Here is a 17,916-nt window from a genome sequence, read left to right on the forward strand (position 1 = left end):
GGTTCCTGACGGATCGCTGGCGCGGGGGACCCGGTGGCGAACCGTTATCGGAAGGTCATCAGCGGTGCAGACCGACCCGGTTCGCGATCTGGTCGAGCACGTTGTTCGCGTCGTCGTTCGAGGTGCCGGGGGTACCCGGGGTCCCGGCGGAGCTCGGTGTGGGCGTGCTCGTCGCGGCCGGCTGGTACTGCACGGTGAGCGGCTGGGACGAGCCCGACTGCAGGTCCCCGCAGTTGACGGTGTAGGTGAGGGACACCGTTCCGGGCGAGCCTGCGGAGACGCGGACCGACGTGCCGCGGGTCGCCCCCGAGGACGCCCCGGAGCCGTCCGTGCCGTTCTGGATCGTGTACGAGTACCCGGTGAGGCTGTAGCCGGTCGGGCACTGCGTGTACGCCGGCCAGGTCGCCGTGAAGGTGCCGTCCGACGAGATCGGCGAGGCGGTGGCCGTGGACGGGGTGGGCGCCGACGGCATGGGCCCGTAGGCCTTGACGGTGATGGTGGAGCCGTACGGCAGGTTGCCGGTGGGGTCGATGGACTGCACCGTGTTCTCCGGCGTCGTGCTCGACGCCGGATCGCCGGTGACGACCTTGACGGTGAACCCTTCGGCGCGCAGCGCGGCCGCCACGTCGTCGACGTTCTTGCCCGTGTAGTCGCCCTCGTTCACCGTGACGGTCTGGGGCTGGGCGGTGGTCGGCGTGGAACTCGGGCTGTCGCTCGGCTCGGACCGCTTCGGCGTGGACGCGTGCGATGGGGTCTCCGACGCGCTCGGGTCCTGCTGGTTGCCGCGGTTCGCGAACACGATGCCGCCGATGACGAGCGCCGCGACGAGGAGCGCCCCGAGGACGATGAGGGGCCACAACCAGGGCCGGCGCTTCCGGCCGTCGTCGTCGGGAGTCGGGGGGGTGCCGGGGCCCCTGGGCACGGCCGGCCCCGGCGTCGGAGCGAGCCGCTGCGTGGCCTGGGTCCCGATGATGCTCGTGGCGTCGTCGTTGCCGACCGGCGGGTTGAAGGCGACCGTGGCTGCGCCGAGCGCCGGGACGGCGACGGTGGCCGCGGCGACGTCACCACGTCGGAGTGCCTGCGCCGCGCGGGCGAGGTTCGCCGCGGTCGCCGGGCGGTCGGCGGGCTTCTTCGCGATGCAGGACATCACCAGATCGCGCACGGGCTCGGGGATCGACGCCGGGAGCTCCGGGGGCTGCTCGTTGATGTGCGCCATCGCGATCGCGACCTGGGACTCACCCGTGAACGGACGCTTGCCCGCGAGGCACTCGTAGGCGACGATCCCGAGCGAGTAGATGTCCGTCGAGGGCGACGCCGGGTGACCGCTCGCCTGCTCCGGCGACAGGTACTGCACGGTGCCCATCACCTGACCCGTCGCGGTCAGGGGGACCTGGTCGGCGATGCGCGCGATGCCGAAGTCCGTGATCTTCACCCGGCCGTCCGGGGTGATCAGCAGGTTGCCGGGCTTGATGTCCCGGTGCACCAGCCCGACCGCGTGCGCGGCCTGCAGGGCGTTGGCAGTCTGCGCGACGATGTCGAGGACCTTGTCGACGGGGAGTGTGTGCTCACGCTCGAGCAGCGTCGAGAGCGCCTCGCCGGGGACGAGTTCCATGACGAGGTAGGCGCTGCCGTCCTCTTCGCCGTAGTCGAAGACGTTCGCGATGCCCTCGTGGTTGACGAGTGCCGCGTGTCGGGCCTCCGCGCGGAAGCGCTCGAGGAACCCGGGGTCGCCGAGGTACTCGTCCTTGAGGATCTTGAGCGCGACGGTGCGACCGATGACGAGGTCGGTCGCCTGCCACACCTCGCCCATGCCGCCGATCGCGACGCGGGAGGAGAGCTGGTACCGCCCACCGAAGGTGAGTCCGCTGGTGGGTCTCATTTGTTCAGCACCGCCTCCATGACTTTCTTCGCGATCGGAGCCGCGACCGTGTTGCCCACGCCCTGTTGTCCGAGTCCGCCGCCGTTCCCCACGACCACGGCGACGGCGACCTGCGGGTCCTTCGCGGGGGCGAACCCGGTGAACCAGAGCGTGTAGGGATCGCCCGTCCCGTTCTCGGCGGTGCCCGTCTTGCCCGCCACGTCGACCCCGTCGATTCTCGCATTGGTGCCGGTGCCGTTGTCGACGACGCTCTCCATGGCCTTGGTCAGGTCGGAGGCGACGTCGGACGAGATCGGGTCGCCGTACTGCTTGGCCTGGAACGGGACCACCGTCTTCAGGTCGCTCGTCGTGATCTTGTCGATGAGCGTGGGGCTCATCACCCGGCCGCCGTTCGCGATGCCGGCCGACACCATCGCCATCTGGAGCGGGGTCACCCGGACGCTCTGCTGACCGAAGGCACTCCGCATGAGCTCGGCGGTGCCGTCGGTCTGCGGGTACTGGCTCGGCGTGCTCGCCATCGGCACGTGGACGCTGTCGCCGAAGCCGTACTGCTTGGCCATCGCGTTGATGGCGTCGTAGCCGAGCTTCTGGCCGAGCTCCGCGAACGGGATGTTGCACGAGTTCTGGATCGCGACGGCGATGGTGACCGTGTTGCCACCGCCGCAGGACCCGCCCTCTGCGTTGTTGATCGTGCGGCTCGTGCCCGGCAGGGTCAGTGTCGACGGGTTCGGCAGCGTCGAGTCGAGGTCGTAGTCACCGCTCGCGAAGGCGGCGGAAGCGACGATCAGCTTGAACGTGGACCCCGGCGCGTACAGGTCGCCGGCGATCGCGCGGTTCTGCAGCGGCTGGCTCTCGGCGGACAGGAGGGCGTGGTACTGGGCCAGGACCTGCTTCGTGTCGTGCACGGCGAGCGTGTTGGGGTCGAACGACGCCTTCGACACCATGGCGAGGATCTTGCCGGTCTTCGGCTCGATGGCGACGACCGCGCCGGTGTTCGAGCCGAGTGCGTCGAACGCGGCCTGCTGCACCTGCGGGTCGATCGTCAGGTTGACGTCGTCGCCCTGGACGTCCTGCCCGGTGAGGATCGAGTTGATGTTGCTGAAGAAGCTGTCGGAACTCGTGCCCGCGAGGTAGGAGTTCTCGGCGCTCTCGACCCCGGTCTCGCCCTGTCCGATGGTGAAGTACCCGGTCACGGCGCTGTACAGGTCGCCGTTCGCGTAGGTGCGCTGGTAGTTGTACTGGTCGTCCACGGGCTTCGACTCGGCGATGGGGGTGCCGTCGACCAGGATCGCCCCGCGCTTGGTCGAGTAGCTGTCGAGGATCGTCCGGGAGTTCCGGGAGTCGGCCCGGAGCTGCTGGGCCGAGAAGAACTGGATGCTCGTCGTCGACACGAAGAGCGCGACGAACATGAGCACGACCACGGTCGAGATCGAGCGGAGTTGGCGTTTCACGGGCGGGTCACCGTCCTGTCCTCGTGTCGATGGCGGCCGTGGCGACGCCCTGCTGCACCCGCTGCTCCGCCGGGACGGAGTCGGTGAGGCGCAGGAGCATCGCCGCGATGATCCAGTTCGCCACGAGTGAGGATCCACCCGCGGCCATGAACGGCGTGGTCAGACCCGTCACGGGGATGACGCGCGTGACGCCGCCGATCACGATGAAGGTCTGCAGCGCGATGACGAAGCCGAGCCCGACCCCGAGGAGTCGGCCGAAGTCGTCCTGGCCGGCGTACGCCACGCGGAACCCGCGCGAGACGAGCAGGAGGAACAGTCCGAGGATCGCGAAGACGCCGACGAGCCCGAGTTCTTCGCCGATGGCCGAGAAGATGTAGTCGCTCTGGGCGAGCGGGGTCAGGTACGGGCGTCCCTGGCCGAGGCCCGTGCCGGTGATGCCGCCGTTGGCGAACCCGAACAGACCCGTCACGAGCTGGTAGCTCCCGGAGAACTGCCGGTTGTAGATGGTGTTGTCGAACGGCTCGAGCCAGGCCTGGAACCGGCCGTGCACGTAGGTGAGGGTCTGCGCGGCGATGAGCGCGCCTCCCACGAACAGGATCAAGCCGATGATCACCCAACTCGCGCGGCCCGTGGCCACGTAGATCATCACGAGGAACAGGCCGAAGTAGAGCAGCGAGGTCCCGAGGTCGCGCTGGAACACGAGGACGCTCATCGCCGCGCCCCACACGATGAGGATCGGCCCGAGGTCGCGGGCCCGCGGCAGCTGCACGCCGAGGATCCGGCGGCCCACGATCGACAGGCTGTCGCGCGCCGTCACGAGGTACCCGGCGAAGAACAGCGCGAGCGAGATCTTGGCGAGCTCGCCCGGCTGGAACGAGAACGGTCCGATGCCGATCCAGACGCGCGCGCCGTAGATGGTGCGTCCGATGCCGGGGAGCATCGGCAGCAACAACAGCACGATGCTGACGAGCATGAAGATGTAGCGGTAGCGCTGGAGGAAGCGGTGGTTCCGGACGAGCAGGAGCACCAGGATCGCCATCACCATGGCCATGCAGGTCCAGGCGATCTGCCGGACCCCGGCGCTGCCCCATCCGGTGGCGCTCGGTGTGTGCAGGTCGATCCGGTAGATCTCGGCGATCCCGATGCCGTTGAGCACGAGGGCGATCGGCAGGATGAACGGGTCCGCGTTCTTCGCGACGATGCGGAGGACCACGTGCATCACGAGGGCCAGCACGAGGATGGCCGCGCCCTCGATCAGGATCGGCACGTCGATCCGGTTGTGCACGCCGAGCTGGACGAGCAGCATCGCGCCGGCGCAGATGCCGCAGGCGATGACGAGGAGGCCGAGCTCCAGGTTGCGGGCGCGCGCCGGTTCGCGCAGCTTGATGGTGATGGTCTGCGTCAGGGACTGGCGGGCGGCGATGTCAGCCATGCGCGCCTCCCGTCGGCGTCGGCGTCGGCGTGGGTGTGGGCGTCGGCGTCCCGGTGCCGTCACCGTCCGCGTCGGACTCGGCCGCGGCCTCCAGACGGCGGATGATGGCCCGCGCGTCCGACAGGGACGACGCGTTGATGGTCTGGCGGACGTTCTCACGCGTGTACGCGGGCAGGTCGCCGACCCGGAGGTCCGAGTCCTCGTACACACTCGACAGGTGCACCGGACCGATGCCCTGCTGCACGCCCTTGAAGATGGCCACGTTGCTGCCGTCGGCGCCCACGTAGTAGTGCTGTTGGGTCCACCGGTAGCCGAGGAACACGACGCCGACGAGCACGACGACCGCAGCGACCAACGCGATCGTCCACGAGATGCGACGACGCAGGCGCCGGCGGCGGTCCTCCGCGATGAGCTCGGCGAAGTACTGGTCGGACTCGGGCTCGAAGTGTGAGTCCTCGGGCGCCGTCGTGACCTTGAGGGGGTGGAGCAGGATCGTCGGCAGCCGGATCGGCTTGCGGCCCGTCGACGCCTCGAACGTCAGCGGCGCGGCGGCGGACCCGACGGTCGTCGCGGCGTCGTCGACGTCGTCCGGGACGTCCTCGGTCACGTCCATCACCACGACGGTGACGTTGTCCGGTGCGCCGTGGTCGAGGGTCTCCTTGACGAGGCGCTGCGTCACCTGGTTGGCGTCCATCTCGGACGCGAGCGCGTGGCGGATGCGCTCCTCGGCGAGGTAGCTCGACAGGCCGTCGGAGCAGAGCAGCCACCGGTCACCGGGCTGGATGTCCATGACCGCGGTGTCGACCTCGGGCGCCGCGTCGACGTCGCCGAGCACCCGCATGAGGACGGACCGCCGCGGGTGGACCGCGGCTTCCTCCGGCGTGATGCGCCCGCTGTCGACCAACCGCTGCACGAAGGTGTGGTCGGCGGTGATCTGCTTGAGCTCGCCGTCCCGGAAGCGGTAGATGCGGGAGTCGCCGATGTGCGCGATCGCGATCTGGTCGCCCACGCGGATCATCGCGGACACGGTCGTGCCCATGCCCGTGAGCTCCTGGTGCTCGAACACCGTCTCGGTGATGAGCTGGTTCGCCGCGATGAGCGCGGCCTGCAGCGCGAACTCCGCGTCGTGGGCCGACGGGAACTCGCGGTCGACCTCGCGGATGCGGCGGATCGCGATCGCGGAGGCGACGTCACCCCCCGCGTGCCCGCCCATGCCGTCGGCGACCGCGAACAGGTACGCCCCCGAGTATCCGGAGTCCTGGTTGTTCGCGCGGATCCGGCCCACGTGGGACACGGCGGCACTGAGGGTACGGGCTGCCATCCGGCGCTACCGCCGCAGCTCGAACGTCGTCGTCCCGATGGTGATCGGGGTGCGCTCCCGGACCGGCATCGGCGCGGAGACGCGCTGGCCGTCGAGGAAGGTGCCGTTCGTGGAGTCGAGGTCGGTGATGAACCACCCCTCGGGGCGGAGGTCGAGGCGGGCGTGGTTGGTGGACGTGTAGTCGTCGCGGATGACGACGTTGCTGTCGCTCGCTCGACCGATCGTGATCGGACCGCGCCCGAGGGGCATCTCCATGCCCTCGCGCGCGCCGTCGGTGATGACGAGTCGGGTGGCGACCTGCGTGGCGGACGCGGGTGGGCCTCCAGGCCGGATGGCCTCGGTGAACGCGCCCGGATCCGCGCGGCCAGCCGTGGCGTTGGTCGGCAGTGGCGGCGTGCTCGGACCCTGCTGCTGGTTCTTGGCGTCGGTCGGGATGGACCGGGTGCGTTGCCCGAACAGATCGCTCCGGAGGGCGAACACGATCGCGAACACGAACAGCCACAGCACCGCGAGGAACGCGAAGCGCAGCACGAGGAGTGTCAGGCTGCTCGTCATCACGCTCCTCCGTCGGCTTCCGGGACCACCCGGAACACCATACGGGTCCGTCCGATCTCGATGGTGGAGTCCGGCTCCACGATCGCACGCTCGAAGCGCTCGCCGTTCAGCTTGGATCCGTTCGTCGAGCCGAGGTCCGTCGCCTGCGCGTGCTTGCCGTCCCACACGACCTCGACGTGCCGACGGCTCGTGCCGGTGTCGGCGACCGTGATGTCGGCGTCCGAACCGCGACCGATGACGGTGCGGCCGACCTTGAGGTGATGGCGCTGCGATCCGATGTCGAGCACGCCGGCCCACGTGACGTCACGACGGACCGTCGTGGAGTCGACCTGCAGGATCCCGGTCGAGAGCGTGCCGTCCTGCCGCAGCGTGATCTGGACCGGACCGGAGAACGAGTAGTTCTGTGCGACCGCGTGCTGCTGGACGAGGCCGGTGAGCTCGTCGATGAGCGGCCGGCCGATGTCGTTCATGCGCGAGTAGTCCGGCGGCGCGAGCCGGACCGTGAACTCGTTCGGCACGAGGATGCGCTCGCGCGTGACCACCGCCGCCTTGGTGTCGAGCTCGCGTCGGAGCGCCGCCGAGATCTCGACCGGCTGCACGCCCGAGCGGAAGGTCTTCGCGAACGCGCCGTTGACCGCGCGCTCGAGCCCTCGCTCGAAACTGTCCAGTAGGCCCATGGGTCTCCCGTGATCGCGGTCGCCGACTCATGCATGGTAGTGGTTGGCGTGGGTTCCTTCCTGTGCGTGCTAGAGTCGTCCGGCTGGCGCGAGTGGCGGAATTGGTAGACGCGCACGGTTCAGGTCCGTGTGCCCGTGAGGGCGTGGGGGTTCAAGTCCCCCCTCGCGCACCAGGGGTTGTACTGGAAACTGCTTCGGTACATCTCGAAAACCCAGCAAGAGATGAGGCCGCTGCCCGAGAGGGCAGCGGCCTCAGTTCGTTTCGACTTGTCTGTCAGTCGTCGGCGTCGATCTCCTCGGCGGGGAGGTCCACTTCCTCTTCAGTGCCAGCGGCACTTCCGTCGGCGAGGGCGGCCCAGTCCACGGCTGCGCCCTAGATGTCTCCGGAGAAGACGTCGTCGGCGATGAACCCTCCAGGGATACCCGCGTTGGGGGCGATGCCGGTGTTGGTCTCGGGGTCGTAGAGGTACCCGTTGGTGATGTCGCGGCGGCGGATGTCAGGGATGGTGCGTGGTGCGTACGGCTGGCCGAACTTGTGGGTGTTGATGCGGCGAAGGTTGGCGGCGAAGATCAGCATGGAGACCATCACGTATTGCTGGGATGAGCCGCGCGCTCGCCGTCGTCCTTCCGAGCTCAGGGCTTCCTTTGCGTCGTCCTTCACGTATCGGTTCGCTGACTCGATCATGTTGCGGGCGTGGCTGTACAGCTTCTTCCACGTCTTGGTGCCGAAGCGGACAGCTTGGATGTACTTCGCGTCGGTGGCGAGTGGGAACGTGACGGACGCCTTGTTGGTGCAGATGGGCAGGCGGCGGTCGGGCAGCTGGCTCTCGAGGACGGGGAACGGTGTCTTCGTGCGGCGGCGCTTGTCCTTAATGAGGTCCCACTCGGCTTTGCGTTGGCCTTGCCGCCACGGGCAGTCGAGGGTTGCGTTCGGGCCGATGGCCGGGCACATCATTGGCACATCTCCTCGGGCGTCTGGCTTCTGCTTCCGGCGCAGGAGGTACTTCTCGCGGCTGTCGATGCGCGTGCGCCACGTTTCGAAGTCGATTCTGTGGGCGCGGACGTCCTTCGTGGCGTTGATGAGATCGGCTGGCATCGCAGGGCAGTACCAAGCTCCCTCGACCTGAATCGCGCCCATGTAGCCGCCCTTCTCTCCGAGCTGGTCGACCTTGTAGTCAGCGGTCGATTGTGCTCGCGCCCAACTGAGAATCGATACTTGCTCTCGCGCGGTGTAGGGCGCAGACGGGTTGCTCGCCGGCAGGGGCGGGAGCCGCTTCGCTGGGATCGTGGCAAAGAACTTGGCAATGCGCAGCAGAATCGACCGTCGATTCCCGCGGGCCGCTGCGGTGAGCTGGCCGCAGCCGACCTGGATGTAGTACGCAATGACGCTTCGATCCAGCATCGCCCGTGTCTCGAGCGGAAGCGCAGCGACCTGCCACCCCCAGAGCGCGAACTCAGTCATCGTGTTGTAGACGGTGCCGACCGAGTAGGGGATGTGCCCCTCGGTTTGCGTAGCGACCTCCCGGACGAAGTCACGGATGGCTTCCCAGTGCGCTGGTTCGATCTTCGGCTGGTACTGATGTGGATCCCGCGACCGCTCCCCCATGTGGTCAATGTAATGACCGAGGGCCGTTGTGCGGGCCTGTGGTTCGGCGTGTCGCTGGCGTCGTGAGCCGCCGTGATGAGTGAATGGGCGCATCGAGATTCCAGGTCGGGCAACCCTCACGCAGCAAGTGATCAGGGCCGCGGTCAACGCGCTGCCCTCGATGCTGCGCGATCGGCGCGAAGGGCGAATGACTCGAACGGAGCTCGCGGCTCGGACCGGCATCGAGGTCAGCGCCCTGCGCCGCATCGAGGCCGGACAGCCACCGAGCGTCGAGCAACTGCTGCTCATCTGCGATGTGCTCGGCGTCGCCCCATGGGACCTGCTCGGACCGCTGCGCACCGGTGACCCGGCTTCTCGGACTGTCGAGGTACGCAGCAATGGCAACATCTGGCGCTCCGTCACTCCAGAAGTGACGCTGCCGAATCCGGTGGAGCAAACAATCAAAGCGGGGACACGGGACGCGACAGCGCAGCACGACGGGACGGAGTGGATCTACCTTGTCGAGGGGCACCTCGTCGAAGTGAACTTCGGCCGCAACCGCGAACCGCGACTCCTGCGGCCGCACGAGGCGATCGACTTCGACGCCTCGATCCCGCACTGGCTTTTCGCGGGCCTCGACGACGCCGTCGTCCTTCGACGGCTCACGCGGTCGGGCTTAGACGCACACGTGCCTGAACTGGGTGGAACGTCAGGCCTCTAACGGGGCCGGACAGCCACGGGCCAGGCCAGACAGTCACGGGCCGGTCGCGGATGAATAACCGCGTCCATCGTGCGTGCGCTCGATCCGCTCGGACACTAACCGCAGGCGGAGAAGCATGGCCGTGGCGACGACGCCGGTGGACAGCGTCACCGACGTGTCAGCACGACACGTCAGATGTGGAACCGTGGGCGAGCAATACGATCGTGCCCGCTGTGCCGAGGCGGGCGATGGGGCGTTGAAGAGACAAGCGCACCAAGCACAGGAACAGCACGTACACCCCGACCGCGGCGAGCACCACGGCGGTGCTCCGGCTCCGTCGATGTCTCCGGCTCCGTCGATGTCTCCGGCTCCGTCGATGTCTCCGACTCCGTCGATGTCCAGTCGCTCCCGGGCCCACAAGGGAAACGGTCTCTTGCCCTCTCTGCTCCGTAATACGACGGCGGCGCCGCCTATGACCGAGAGCAGTACTAACGCGTAGTGACAGTGCCCGGCGCCGAATTGGAGCATGTCGGGAAGGCTGTCAAAGCACTCGTCCAGCCGATGCTTCGGGGGATCGGCTCGTGGAACTACTGGTCAAATCTCGTGAATGAACTCAGCTGACACGGACAGGGCCACCCCGACTGATGGCGCTCAGTTCGCCTTCTAGTGCGATGCGAGCGAGGGGCACGTCAGGTCCATGAAGGCGGATGTCCACCGAGCGGAGATCAACTCGTTGGATGCCGCTCGACGCCCTTAGGCCGGTGCGGTCCCTTTTCGGCCAGTTCGGGTGCCAACTGTGACTCACGTGCCATTTCGGTGAGTGACGACAAGGTCGTACTGATGGCGTCAGCGGGAGACCCTGATCAGTTCCACTTCGAGACGGAACTTCGCGTTGCCTTGCTTGTCCGTGCCATTGGGTCGCGCGACGGTGGTGAACTCGTCCTGTCCGAGGTCGTTCTCGACTTCCTCGATCAGGCTCGCACGGATGTAGCGGATTGCATCTGGGTCGATGGGGATGTCATGCAGGGCGGTCATCCGGATCAGGGCGGCCGCGAGCTTCTCACCGAGTCGTAGATCACGAGCTGTCCTGCGCTGCCCGCGCTGGCCGTGTTTCAAGTCGTTCTGCAGTGTCGCGAGGAACTGTGCGACAAGCATCTCGGCGTCGAATGGGGGCCGTGCGAGATTCGACCAGTTTCCTCCGCCAGCGCGTACGCAGTTGGCAATCGCGTCCACTAGCTTGATCTGATCGTGAGGTGCACCGACGACCCATCCACCGAGTGCTTCCAGGGTGTTGATGAGCAGCATCACCCGAGGCTCAAGGAACCTGGTGAATCCTGCAAGCGCTTCGATTGCAGACTGCATGGGGTTCCGGAAGGTGTCGTCGTCGAGCCACCGCGCGAACCAGGCCCGCATGCCGTCTGGACCGAGTGCCGGCATGCCGAACAGTGGCACGGGGAGCTTCGCCGGGTCTTGGAAGGCGCTGTATGCGGTGTCGGCGATGAAGGCCGGCGCCCAGTCGATCGTGTCCGGTTCTCCTCGCATGTATCTCGTCGGGAACGATTGGCCGCGCACGTGGTGAGTGCGCCACTCCACGCGCTTGCCGTACGCGAGAACGAGGAGACTTCGCATCGGGTACTGCTGCCACAACAGGATCTCTGGCTGCACGTCCCCGCCGAGCCATTTGGTTTGGATGACGACCTCGTTGTGAACTATGACGCCCTCGTCGTTCTCTCGCCACGGTGTGGTTCGCAGCACCTCGTACTGCAGAGCGGAAGCGAAGTCTTCCGCGTCGACCGTCCAAGAGACATGCTCCTCCACGCTCCGCGTGAGCACGATCTGCCCGGGATGCTCCTGGTCAGTGTCTGCGACCTCGATGCGACCGAAACCGCTGAAGCGGGCAAGCCCGTCAATCGTCGAGTAGATCTCCTCCACGCAGAGCACAGAGGGAGCCAGGGGAGTTTCGAGCGCACGAGTGATGCGTTCTTCGGCCGTTCCCGTCGGAAGCACTTTCGGGTACTGGCAGATCGCGTTCCGTGCTCTCCCTCTCGTAACGCGGATCGTGCTGCCGTGCCGGCCTGTGTAGCGCACGTCCGAGAGGGTCACCGGCCCGCGGTCATCGACGAACAGCAGGTCGACGCCGCCGCGCCCGGGCTTGAGCCACTCCTCGATGACCGCGTACTGCGGTTGCTGGGGTGATGCCGGCACGGCGATCTCCGGACCCAGTTCCGTCCAGGTCAGCGAGGCGGCGATGAGGTCGGGGTGCTTACCGTCGCTGAGTAAGCCTGTTCTGACGTCATTGGCGCGGAGCACGTTATCCATGCCTTCAAGCTAAGCGGTGAAACCACCGAGCGGCCTGGCGGGCCGGTCCTGATTGGCCAACTCACGAAAAAGGAGCAGCCCCGTCTGCTCCTTCGGCGGCGTCGACCCGCCGGAGCGGCGTGAGACCGTTCGACGGTTGACCGGCGAAGCACAACGGCAGCGGACGTCCGGCAGCTGACGGGGTGGCCATCTGCTATCCAGTTGCGACGCGATGACCGGCGGCCGACATCACAGGTGCCCGCAATGGTCTTGCACAACGCCGACGGGTCAAGAGACCGCCTCCTCGAACTGGCACAAGCCACTGACGCAACGATCGCCGCTTACCTGATGGGGCTGCTGGGTCTCAGCGCGGCATGTCAGCGCCGGTCGGCCGCAGCGATGCGCACCCCCTACTGACCTGCTGCCTAAGTTGGGCACCAGGGCGCAAGCAAGACCAGCAGACTGCCGCAGTGTCACATCAAGTTTGCGCGACGGATGCCATCTTCGAAGAGAATTGGAACCGTGAGTGACGCGACCCGCCCCTTCAGCACGTTCGTCCGCGACCACCGTCCCCTGTCAGGGTATCTGGAACAGAAAGCGGGTCAGATCGACCGCGCTATTCGCGATCTGAGGACCACGGAGGAGCTTGAGGAGTTCGCCCGGGACCGGCTGCCCACGATGGTTACCGAGGCGAGGACGGCGCCTCCTCGGCTTGGCGGGGGTCGAAGCGCTCGAGTAGATCCCAGAGAGTTTGTCCGTCGACGCGATGGCTCCCACGCGTCGGTTGCCCGGCACTGGGCTGCATTCGAGATTGAAGGCGACGCGGAAGCTCTTACCTACTGGCCGGACGCGCACCCCACGCTGCCAACCTCGGACGAGGAGCCGTCGCCGACCGCGGCGCTGACTCTCGACAACTTTGCCGACGCATGGCAGATCGGTTATCCAAGCGAGACCGGTCTACCCATGCTCTACACCTCGCTGTACCTGACCGTGGACGAGGAAGCAGCGAGGGTTGATGCGCGGGGCATGATCACCGACCGGCGTAGCCGTGTTACTCCCATTGTCGAAGCGATCGCCACTCAGGCGAACGAGTTCAACGACGCACTGGACGCTCGAATCCGGGAGCGCCTTGACGGCATGCGGGACGAGTTCCGCAACCGCGAGGAGATCACGGCATCACTGGATTTCCCCTACGAGTGGCTTGCTGAACCGCTGGCTCTCGATGTCAACGCGGCGTCCGCGGGCGGGGAGGACGTGGGCACGTCCGCTGACGTTGCCCCGGGAGCGCCAAACGAAGATGAGGACCCTGACGTGGCGCCCGCGGAGACGACTTCTACGGCCGGATTGACGATGTCGATCGCGTCCAGACTGGCGGAGCGGACGTTCGAGCAAGTGCAGCAGATCATTCGCATCTGGGCGAACAGCGTCGAACGATACCCGCGGAGCTTCGCCGGCCTGAACGAAGACCAGATCAGCGATCTGCTCGCCGCCACGCTCAACGCGACGACCCCGGGCGCGAACCGCGAGGTCTATTCCCACTCTGGAAAGTCCGACATCTTCGTGCGCGCAGACGTTCTCAGCGAAGGACGGGGCCCGGAGAAGATCCTCATCATCGAGTCCAAGTGGGCTACGAGCAAGACCGTGGTGCAGACCGCGCTCGATCCTCAACTATTCGGATACCTCACCGCGAAGGACACCGCTGCGATTCTTCTTGTTCTCATCGGGCAACATGACTTCGAGAAGAAGCGCGGTCAGGTCCTCGAGCAACTTCAAGAGGTCGAGGGCTTCGAACAAGCCGGAGATTCCGCCGTCTCCGAATGGCCGATTCTCCGCTTCGCGCGTGAGGGACGCACGGTCCGGATCTGCGTCGCGCCAGTCCACCTGGACCGCACCAACGGTGCTGAGGACGCTCGCGCTCGCGGCGGGGAATGAGAAGTGCGTCCCGGAGTCAAGTTCCGACTAGTCCGCCGGCAGGGCGCTTCGCGCATTTTTTCGAGTTCCAGTCCCGTGGGGGCGTGAGCACCGCTGAGCCGTTCCTTGACCGTCATCGCCGGAAAAGTTGCGGAACCGGTGCCGAACCGAACGGTGAGGAGGCGGTCGAACTTGGCCTGCCCTCGATGCTTCACTAGCTCTCCGTCGGTCGCGAGCATTCTGGGCAGATCGACCGATCGGATCAGACGGTACTTTAGGTGCAGACGGGCGCGGCAGCGACCGATCTCGATGCCACGTATTGGTGCAGTTGACGTCACCAGAGGCTCCAGGTGCGCCCTCTTCGGGCGGTTCTTCGACGGCGGTGTGACTCCTTACAATGAGCGTATGACCACCGCCGGGCCGACACGTCGCTATCTCCTCGACGTACGTCCCGACCTCGTCGCGCAACTACACCCGACCCGCAACCCGCACCTTGACATTCTGCACCTAACGCCGGGTTCCGCGAAGAAGGTGTGGTGGGTGGGCCCGTGTGGCCACGAATGGGACGCGGCGATCAATACACGCACAAACGGTAGCAATTGCCCCTACTGCGCGAACGCCCGCGTCCTAGCCGGCTTCAACGACCTCGCATCGCAGCGACCGGACCTCCTCAAGCAGTGGCACCCGACGAGAAACACCCTCGACCCGACCACACTCGCGCCGCAGACCGGCAAGCGTGCGTGGTGGGTATGCCCCGAGGGACACGAATGGGAAGCAATCATCCGGAACCGGTACAACGGCAACGGCTGTCCGATATGCAAGGAGCCGCGAGGCGAAGAGTTTGCTGCTGCCAAGCGTGCTCGTCGTGCGCTCGGTCGCCCTGTGAAGCACCGCGAGAAGATTGCAGGGACCCTGCCGCAGGGCCTGATCCCCGGCCTCAACGACATGGAGACCCTTCGACCTGATCTCGCCTTGGAGTTCCACCCGACGAAGAACGCGCCCATCGCGCCGTCGACTGTGAGCGCGGGCACCGGAGCGCGGCTTTGGTGGCGCTGTGAGGAAGGGCACGAGTGGGACCAGACCGGCAATGCGCGCACGTCGCTCGGACTCGGCTGCCCGGTTTGTGAAGCCACTACTGCCATCGCGTCAGGCAAGAAGCGAGCCGGCTCGGGGCGCGCATTGCACGTCGGCATCAACGATCTCGCATCCCGTCGGCCTGACATCGCCGCGGAATGGCACCCTACGAAGAACGGCGTGAGGACGCCGGCGGACGTCACGTCGTCGACGGGAGTGAAGGCGTGGTGGCTTGATGAGTTCGGCCACGAGTGGGACGCCGTCGTCGCCAGCCGCACCGGTGGTGGCGTGGGCTGCCCAATCTGCTCCGGCCACCGCACACTTGCTGGCTTCAACGACCTTGCCAGCCAACGACCGGACGTCGCAGCGTCCTGGCACCCCACGAAGAACGGTGAGCTCACCCCGACAGAGCTGAGTGTCTACTCGAACCGCATCGTCTGGTGGCAGGACGCGGAAGGGCACGAGTGGAAGTCGACCGTTAACAATCGCTCCCACGACCAGGGCTGCCCGGTGTGTGCCGACCGCGGCTTTCAACAGTCGAAACCGGGCTTTGTCTACTTCCTCGAGCACACAGATTTCCGCGCGTTCAAGGTGGGGATCACCAACGAGGGCACCGTCCGCCTCGACCTGTTCCAGATCGAGGGCTGGGAAATCTTGAACCTTGAGCACTTCCGGCGCGGCGTCGACGCTATGCAGGTGGAAGCTGCGATCAAGCGCTGGTGGCGAAAGGACCTTGGTCTTCCGATATGGCTCGGACCCGAAGACATGTCCCGCACCTCCGGATGGACCGAGACCATCTCAAGCGACGAACTCACCGCCCGTCAATGCATTGAGCGCATCCGCGCTGAAGCCGCACTCTTCCGCTGAAGCGGGACCTCGGTCCGTCGAACGCACGGTTATTCATCGACTCACGCTGGTGCAGGCGATCCCAAGACTGCTCTCCGCCGTGCCCGATAGACCCCCAAACGAGCCGCACTGATCCGGCCGGCCTGTGCCCCGGGCGAATCAGGCCGCAGAGACAAACAGCGGCCGGTACGCGGCGTCACCGTCCGCACGCGGGAACCGGCGCCACCCAACCGACGCCCAGAATACGTCGGCGCCCTCCGAAAATGCGAACATCGTCTGGTCCGCGTAGGGAGCGCGGAGAAATCGGACCGCCGCCCGGCCGATGCCGGAACGTCGACGATCCGCCCGCACCTCGAAGAACGTCACCTCAGCTCCCGGCATCGGTGTGCGCAGCCCCAGGTAGTCCGCGAAGATCGTCCCGTTCGGATCGACCTCGACGCGGGCAAGCTCGTCACCGCCGTCGAACACGGAGAACGTGTCCACTCGCACGTCCGTTGCACGCTTCAGCCGTTGTCCCCACCAGGTGGTGCTGAACCCGGCGACATCCGCTTCGAACGCGGACTGGTAGTCCGCGGGCTGGAACACCTGCCGCAGTTCCATACGCACTCCTTTCCTCGCCGGTCGGCTTCCTTGGCCAGTTAGACCCCAGGGCTGAGGATACCGTCGTGCTACAGGAGGCCTCTCGCCCGAAGACCACCACATGCGTAAGATGTAGGGCCGGTACGGGCTGGCGATGTACCACGGCAATGTCCTTGAAGCAGCGGTAAAGAACGCGCTGCTGACCGCGCAGCTCGCCGACAGACGGTTCACAACTTCTGAAGAGTTCCGTCAGGCCGAGGGACGACAGTTCCGGTTGGTACTCGGCCGAATTGTAGACAAGCTTGCCCCATTCATCGACACCCGCACATCGGCCCCGCCACGGCTCAGTCGAGCGCAACCATCAGGATGGGTCCAGTGGCCGCGCATCGGTCTCAGCTCGGGAACCCGTTCCTGAGGTCGTACCCGGTGTCGGCGAGGAACTGCAGCCGGTCTCGAACTTCTTGCAGCGATGCCGCATCGTCGGCGTTGCGCATGTCGGCGCGGAGAAGCGTGTTCGCGGTGATGAAGTCGTCGGTACGGTCCGTGTAGCCGCCAGCGGCTGCGGTGAGGAAGATCGTGGGGTCCGCGGGTCGGATGAGTTCAGTGCCGGTGAAGCCGATCGTGTCGGGTTCGAAGCCGAGTGCGGCCATGTCGACTTCTTGCTCGGTGAACGCGACCAGCCGGTATGGCATCTCCCGCTTGCTGATGGCGGGGTAGCCGGGCCGGTCGGAGATGGCGCGGCCGGAGATGCGGCAGCCTGCGCTGATCAGCCGTTCCGCCTGCTCGACGAGCGGAACGTCGGACGTCCATCGGGTCCTGACGCCGCCAGGTCCTGGGTAGCAGGCTATGGCGAAGTCCACGAGCCCGCCCACTTGTCGCGACTCCCAGCCGATGTCGGTGCGGTGCACGCGTTTGCCGAGGCGTGCGAGCGCGTCGTCCACCTGTCCGGGAGTCAGCCCGGTCCGCACCAACCTGTCGAAGGTGGCGCCGTTGACGGCGAGCATCCGCGCGACGGCGAAGGCGACGTAGATCGGTGCTGCGTCCTTCCACCGCTCCTGCGTGCCGAGCGTCTGCTTGCCGTCGATCCAGACGCGGCGTCGGTCGACGTCGACTAGCAGCACCGTCGCGGTCTGCTCCGCGAGGGCGATCTGCCTGGCAGTCACGGTCCGTGGTGCCAGAAGAAGCAGCTCCGCGTTGTTCGGGTCTTCGTCACGAGGTCGTTGTGTGAGTGTTGGGAGGGGTGCGCGGCGGCCGTCGGGGAGGCGGATCGTGTCGTGCGCCTCCACGACCGCGCGAAGACCAGCGAGCTTCAGGACAGACAGGGTGTTGGTGAGGTCGGTGGTGTCGCCGAGCCCGTACGGCATCGTGATCTGCGGCCGTCCGGAGTACGCGGCGGCCACCCATTCGAGCCTGGGCCCCATCAGCTGCGCTCGTCTGCGGTGTCGGGTTGGGTGAGGGCGATGAGCCAGCGGGTCTCTTCGAGGAAGGGTTCCCACCTGACCTGTCCCGGGTTTCCCGGACACCTGAGTTGGGGCGATGATCGTCCCGGAGAAGGAGTCCGTGATGCCTGCTGCGAAGCCTGAGGAGTTCCGTCGCCGCGCTGTGGCG

13 protein-coding genes and 1 tRNA gene are annotated in these 17,916 nt (G+C 66.6%); 4 read left to right on the plus strand and 10 right to left on the minus strand.

Translation table 11 applies throughout. The annotated features are described in order from the left end of the window. Nucleotides 1-58 precede the first annotated feature (58 nt). The 6 genes from DEI81_RS11195 to DEI81_RS11220 are packed head-to-tail and all read right to left on the minus strand — an operon-like array spanning nt 59 to nt 7,315. The gene (locus tag DEI81_RS11195) at nt 59-1,879 is read right to left on the minus strand and encodes a protein kinase (RefSeq protein WP_111010794.1); all 1,821 of its coding nucleotides are present in this window, start codon (nt 1,877-1,879) and stop codon (nt 59-61) included. Beyond that, a complete protein-coding gene (locus DEI81_RS11200) occupies nt 1,876-3,330 on the minus strand; it encodes a penicillin-binding protein 2 (protein WP_111010795.1) in 1,455 nt (484 codons plus the stop codon). Before DEI81_RS11200 ends, DEI81_RS11195 begins: the two co-directional genes overlap by 4 nt. A 7-nt stretch (nt 3,331-3,337) precedes the next feature. After that, nucleotides 3,338-4,762: an FtsW/RodA/SpoVE family cell cycle protein gene (locus DEI81_RS11205; protein WP_111010796.1), complete on the minus strand. Its 1,425-nt coding sequence runs from the start codon at nt 4,760-4,762 to the stop codon at nt 3,338-3,340. Then, nucleotides 4,755-6,083 (minus strand): Stp1/IreP family PP2C-type Ser/Thr phosphatase, encoded by a 1,329-nt coding sequence (locus DEI81_RS11210; RefSeq protein ID WP_111010797.1) that lies wholly within the window; start codon nt 6,081-6,083, stop codon nt 4,755-4,757. The genes DEI81_RS11205 and DEI81_RS11210 overlap by 8 nt, the downstream gene beginning before the upstream one ends. Nucleotides 6,084-6,089: 6 nt before the next feature. Continuing rightward, nucleotides 6,090-6,638: an FHA domain-containing protein gene (locus tag DEI81_RS11215; RefSeq protein ID WP_111010798.1), complete on the minus strand. Its 549-nt coding sequence runs from the start codon at nt 6,636-6,638 to the stop codon at nt 6,090-6,092. Further along, entirely contained in the window at nt 6,638-7,315 is a 678-nt protein-coding gene (locus DEI81_RS11220) for a DUF3662 and FHA domain-containing protein (protein ID WP_111010799.1), read from the minus strand. The genes DEI81_RS11215 and DEI81_RS11220 overlap by 1 nt, the downstream gene beginning before the upstream one ends. Nucleotides 7,316-7,401: 86 nt before the next feature. Here DEI81_RS11220 and DEI81_RS11225 point away from each other — a divergent pair. Continuing rightward, nucleotides 7,402-7,488, plus strand: a tRNA-Leu gene (locus tag DEI81_RS11225). Between the two features lie 200 nt (nt 7,489-7,688). Here the strand turns inward: DEI81_RS11225 and DEI81_RS11230 are convergent. Then, nucleotides 7,689-8,921 (minus strand): hypothetical protein, encoded by a 1,233-nt coding sequence (locus tag DEI81_RS11230; protein WP_111010800.1) that lies wholly within the window; start codon nt 8,919-8,921, stop codon nt 7,689-7,691. A 79-nt stretch (nt 8,922-9,000) separates the two neighbouring features. Here DEI81_RS11230 and DEI81_RS11235 point away from each other — a divergent pair, with 79 nt between their 5' ends. Then, nucleotides 9,001-9,621 (plus strand): helix-turn-helix domain-containing protein, encoded by a 621-nt coding sequence (locus tag DEI81_RS11235; protein ID WP_146244081.1) that lies wholly within the window; start codon nt 9,001-9,003, stop codon nt 9,619-9,621. A gap of 825 nt (nt 9,622-10,446) precedes the next feature. Here DEI81_RS11235 and DEI81_RS11245 read toward each other — a convergent pair. After that, a complete protein-coding gene (locus DEI81_RS11245; protein WP_146244082.1) occupies nt 10,447-11,919 on the minus strand; it encodes a hypothetical protein in 1,473 nt (490 codons plus the stop codon). Nucleotides 11,920-12,420: 501 nt separating this feature from the next. Here DEI81_RS11245 and DEI81_RS11250 point away from each other — a divergent pair. Both DEI81_RS11250 and DEI81_RS11255 read left to right on the plus strand, forming a co-directional pair. After that, on the plus strand, nt 12,421-13,830 hold the full coding sequence (locus DEI81_RS11250) for a hypothetical protein (RefSeq protein ID WP_111010803.1): 1,410 nt from the start codon (nt 12,421-12,423) through the stop codon (nt 13,828-13,830). Between the two features lie 384 nt (nt 13,831-14,214). Next, nucleotides 14,215-15,750, plus strand: coding sequence for a zinc-ribbon domain-containing protein (locus tag DEI81_RS11255; protein WP_181435397.1), 1,536 nt, complete (start codon nt 14,215-14,217; stop codon nt 15,748-15,750). Nucleotides 15,751-15,888: 138 nt separating this feature from the next. On the opposite strand, the gene DEI81_RS11260 is transcribed toward DEI81_RS11255, so the two are convergent. Both DEI81_RS11260 and DEI81_RS11265 read right to left on the minus strand, forming a co-directional pair. Beyond that, the gene (locus DEI81_RS11260) at nt 15,889-16,329 is read right to left on the minus strand and encodes a hypothetical protein (protein WP_111010805.1); all 441 of its coding nucleotides are present in this window, start codon (nt 16,327-16,329) and stop codon (nt 15,889-15,891) included. A 371-nt stretch (nt 16,330-16,700) separates the two neighbouring features. After that, the gene (locus tag DEI81_RS11265; protein WP_146244083.1) at nt 16,701-17,672 is read right to left on the minus strand and encodes a hypothetical protein; all 972 of its coding nucleotides are present in this window, start codon (nt 17,670-17,672) and stop codon (nt 16,701-16,703) included. Nucleotides 17,673-17,916 lie beyond the last annotated feature (244 nt).

Source organism: Curtobacterium sp. MCBD17_013 (genome assembly GCF_003234565.1).
Lineage (GTDB): Bacteria > Actinomycetota > Actinomycetes > Actinomycetales > Microbacteriaceae > Curtobacterium.

Bases quoted from the DNA above. Each gene is read 5' to 3' on its own strand.
- DEI81_RS11210 (WP_111010797.1), bottom strand. From the start codon at position 6,083: ATGGCAGCCCGTACCCTCAGTGCCGCCGTGTCCCACGTGGGCCGGATC.
- DEI81_RS11245 (WP_146244082.1), bottom strand. From the start codon at position 11,919: ATGGATAACGTGCTCCGCGCCAATGACGTCAGAACAGGCTTACTCAGC.
- DEI81_RS11260 (WP_111010805.1), bottom strand. From the start codon at position 16,329: ATGGAACTGCGGCAGGTGTTCCAGCCCGCGGACTACCAGTCCGCGTTC.
- DEI81_RS11220 (WP_111010799.1), bottom strand. From the start codon at position 7,315: ATGGGCCTACTGGACAGTTTCGAGCGAGGGCTCGAGCGCGCGGTCAAC.
- DEI81_RS11255 (WP_181435397.1), top strand. From the start codon at position 14,215: ATGACCACCGCCGGGCCGACACGTCGCTATCTCCTCGACGTACGTCCC.
- DEI81_RS11230 (WP_111010800.1), bottom strand. From the start codon at position 8,921: ATGGGGGAGCGGTCGCGGGATCCACATCAGTACCAGCCGAAGATCGAA.
- DEI81_RS11205 (WP_111010796.1), bottom strand. From the start codon at position 4,762: ATGGCTGACATCGCCGCCCGCCAGTCCCTGACGCAGACCATCACCATC.
- DEI81_RS11195 (WP_111010794.1), bottom strand. From the start codon at position 1,879: ATGAGACCCACCAGCGGACTCACCTTCGGTGGGCGGTACCAGCTCTCC.
- DEI81_RS11265 (WP_146244083.1), bottom strand. From the start codon at position 17,672: ATGCCGTACGGGCTCGGCGACACCACCGACCTCACCAACACCCTGTCT.
- DEI81_RS11215 (WP_111010798.1), bottom strand. From the start codon at position 6,638: ATGACGAGCAGCCTGACACTCCTCGTGCTGCGCTTCGCGTTCCTCGCG.